Raw genomic sequence first — 3,806 nt, forward strand, 5'->3', positions numbered from 1 at the left:
CGTATCATGAGCCTGCCGGCCCGTTGTCCGACGAACTTGGGACAGCCGCCCTGTCCTCCGATGACCATGCGGCCGTCGCTTCGTCCTCCATCGAGCTTAGCGCCGACGCGGCCGAATTGATGCGCTACTACGATTTTGTCTCGACCAAGCTTCGTTCCATCCACTCGCAATCGTCGGGCCAGCTTTGCGCCATCGAGCGGCGGTGGGAGGAGGCCGCGTCCCATTGGCGGGTGGCTTTGGAGAGGGAGAATTTAATCGACGGCTGGGATCGGGAAAGCTGCGCGGAATGGCTGGAGGCGGCGATGATTCATGCTCGCTAATAACCGGATTTGGACAAAAGGAAATTTGACGTTCTGGTCGTGGAACGACCGACTGGAGCGGGAGGAGATCGACAGGCAACTGGGCGAATTCAAGCGAGCGGGCCTTCACGGTGTCTTCCTTCACGCCAGAGGCGGACTGCAAACGCCGTATCTTGGAGACGAATGGATGGAAGCCGTAGGCTGGGCGGTAGAGGAAGCGAAGCAGCTGGACATGGAAATCTGGCTTTACGACGAAGATGCGTGGCCCAGCGGATTTTGCGGCGGCAAGGTGCCCGGCGAAGGGGAACGATTTCAGCAAAAATGGCTGTGCCGCGAAATCGTCGAGCCGGCAAGGTTTCGGCTGACGGACCGTAGTCTGGCCTGCTACATCCGGGATGGGGAAGAGGGACCGTGGCGGCAGATCGCGCCGGAGGAGATTTTGCATGCGGCTTCCCAGGTGCTCCATGTCTATTATGACGTTAATCCCTACTATACCGATCTTCTCAACCCCGAGGCCGTCGCGTTCTTTATCCTTCATACGCATGAAAAGTACAAGGAGCGCTTTGGCCAAGAATTCGGGAGTACGATTCGGGGTGTTTTTACCGACGAGCCCCAGTACGCGGTTGGCCAATGGCCTTGGTCGCCATCGTTGACCGCGGCTTTCGAAACCGGCCGCGGCTACGACCTGCTGTCGGCGCTTCCCGCGCTTTGGTTCGAGCAACCGGATACGGCAAAGATCAGGCATGACTATTGGCAGACGGTTACGAAGCAATTTGTCGCCTCATACACGGCTCAGATCGGCCTATGGTGCGAGAAAAACGGTTTATGTTTCACGGGGCACATGGCTGCCGAGGATACCCTTCTTTTCCAGATGTCGCAGATCGGCGCGGCGATGCCTCATTACGAATGGATGCAGATGCCGGGTATCGACCACCTTGGTCTGCGGCTGACCCGCCCCGTTCTGATCAAGCAGGCGGCGAGCGCGGCGCGCCAGCTCGGTCGGAGGCAGGTGCTGGCGGAGACGTTTGGCTGCAGCGGCTGGGGAGCGCATTTCGAAGATTTGAAGTGGATCGCCGATTGGCAGCTGGCGCTCGGAATCAACGTGCAGTGCCAGCACCTGGCGTCCTACTCGCTGCGAGGCGCACGCAAACGGGATTATCCGCCTTCGCTGTCGCCGCATCAGCCCTGGTGGCCGCATTTCGACTTATTCAATCGCTATGTGGAGAACCGCCAGAACAGATTGACCGCTGGAACATCCGCGGCGGACATTTTGGTCATTCATCCGATTACCAGCGCGTGGTGTCTCTACGAGCCGGAACGGCCTCATGCCGTGAGAGAGCTTGACCGGAGGTTTGGGGAAATTTCGCAGCTTCTATTGGACATGCAGCGGGAGTTCGACTATGGAGACGAGACGCTGCTGAGCCGATACGGCGAGGTCGAGCAGGGCCGGCTAAAGGTGGGCGAATGCCGGTACAGCCTCGTTTTTCTGCCAGCTCTGTATTCGCTGGAGAAGAGCACGTTTGAACTGCTAAGGCAGTTCGTGGAGCAGGGAGGAACGGTCGTCAGCGCGGGGGAATATCCGGGCCACATCGAGGGGGAGCCCTCGGAGGCGCTGCGGGAATGGTGCGAGGTGCATGTAAAGCGGATCATGCCGACGTATAAGGCGTTTGAGTTCGTGCTGCGGGAAACGCCCTCCCTGTATCGGCTTGCCGACGAAGCGGGGCGACCGGCCAAAGACATCATTGCTCATCACCGCAGAACTGAGGACGAGGGGACGCTGTTTCTCTTTCACGCCCGCCGGGATCCCGGCCTTCGGAAACTGGCGCTTACGTGGGACGGGGCTTGCGAGGTGTGGGCGGTCGATGCCCTTTCGGGCGAGAGGAACGTGCAATCCGTCGCGATAGCGGACGGGAAGACGAGACATACGTTCACGCTCGGTCCTGGCGAATCCATCCTATTTGCGGCGAAGAGACTTCCGGAGGCTGCGCCAGTCGCCGAAGAGCGCTTGGAACGCAAAGGGCTACGAAGCTCGTTCGAGCTCGGGGGAGCTTGGAGCTTAAAGCATCAGGTCCTTAACGCGTTGACCTTGGACCGATGCCGCTACCGGCTGTCGGGAGAAGAAGCGTGGAGCAAGCCGCTCGACGTGTTGCACGTCCAGCAGCTTCTGGTCTCCCGACGGGAGCGGCTGGATATCGAACTGGCTTTTTCTTTTTGCGTCCATCCTGACCTTGCTTGCCGCCAAGGGTTAATTCTGGCGGGAGAAGACCTGCATTCCTGCCGTTTCTCCTTAAACGACCTCACGCTCCCCTTACAGACAGAGGGGTCATGGTTGGACGCTTCGATCGAGAAAGCCGAGATCGGTCCGTACGTCAGGAGCGGGATGAACACCCTCGTCGTTCATAGAGTGTTCGAAGGCCGGATGGAGCATTGCTATTTGGACGATTCCGGTGCATTCGAGACGGAGCGGAACCGATTCGTGCACAAGACGGAGTTGGAGAGCTTGTATTTGCTCGGCGTTTTCGAGACGGCGGTTGAGCCATCCTCGTATTGGAGCTCCCCGCAAAACCTAGTGGAGGCGCAGGTGGAAGCGTACGAGATCCGACCCCAACGAACTCATTACCAGATCGACGAGCTGACGAGTCAGGGCTTTCACTTTTTTCAAGGAACGTTGTCGTTGGAAAAAGAGATCGAATGGGACGGCCGGGGGCAAAGCGTGTCGCTGTGTCTACAGGAGCCGACAACTTGCGTAATAAGCGTTGACGTTAACGGAACGAGCGCGGGAAGGCTGGCATGGGGACCTTACGAATGGGAGCTTACGGATCTGCTGAATCCCGGAGTCAATACGATTACGATTCATTTGACCGGAACGCTGCGCAATTTGCTGGGGCCTCATCATCATTACTCGGGAGATCCTTATTTCGTCGGGCCCAGCACGTTCCAAGGAAAAAAAGTGTGGGAGGACGGAGTGACCGGATACGTGCATCCGGACATTACATGGGTGGAACGTTACGCTTTTGTCCCGTTTGGGACCGGATACAGTCCGGTACTCGAAATCCGGCAAAGCGATGAAGCTCAAGTTAAAAAACGTCATTTGATCACATAAATAACAAATAGGCTTCTCACGAGTTCAGACCGAACTTTGTGAGAAGCCTATTTTACCACGTCAGAATTTATATGGTTCCGAGCTTGCTTTGGAAGTGAAATTCTTATTGGCGATAAAACCTACATGGCTCCAAAAAGTAGGCGAACGAGCAGCTGTCGGCGTTAAAAACGCCGATGGACCGGAAAGTAACTCTGATCATCAGCCATAGGCGTTAATAACGCTTATGGCTCCAAAAAGTAGGCGAACGAGCCGTTGTAGGCGTTAAAAACGCCGATGGACCGGAAAGTTACTCTGATTAACGTCCATAGGCGTTAGAAACGCTTATGGCTCCAAAAAGTAAGCGAACGAGCCGTTGTAGGCGTTAAAAACGCCGATGGACCGGAAAGGTACTCAGATTAACGTCC

2 protein-coding genes are annotated in these 3,806 nt (G+C 56.8%); both read left to right on the forward strand.

Annotated features, from left to right (window positions below):
- A partial coding sequence (locus PAT3040_RS37185; protein WP_181376703.1) for a hypothetical protein occupies positions 1–320 on the forward strand: 320 nt, incomplete at its 5' end.
- Positions 310–3,402 (forward strand): glycosyl hydrolase, encoded by a 3,093-nt coding sequence (locus PAT3040_RS18230; RefSeq protein ID WP_108993858.1) that lies wholly within the window; start codon positions 310–312, stop codon positions 3,400–3,402. The genes PAT3040_RS37185 and PAT3040_RS18230, both read left to right, overlap by 11 nt.
- The last annotated feature ends 404 nt before the right edge of the window (positions 3,403–3,806 follow it).

Origin of the sequence: Paenibacillus agaridevorans (assembly GCF_003112455.1) — a bacterium.
Taxonomy (GTDB): domain Bacteria; phylum Bacillota; class Bacilli; order Paenibacillales; family Paenibacillaceae; genus Pristimantibacillus; species Pristimantibacillus agaridevorans.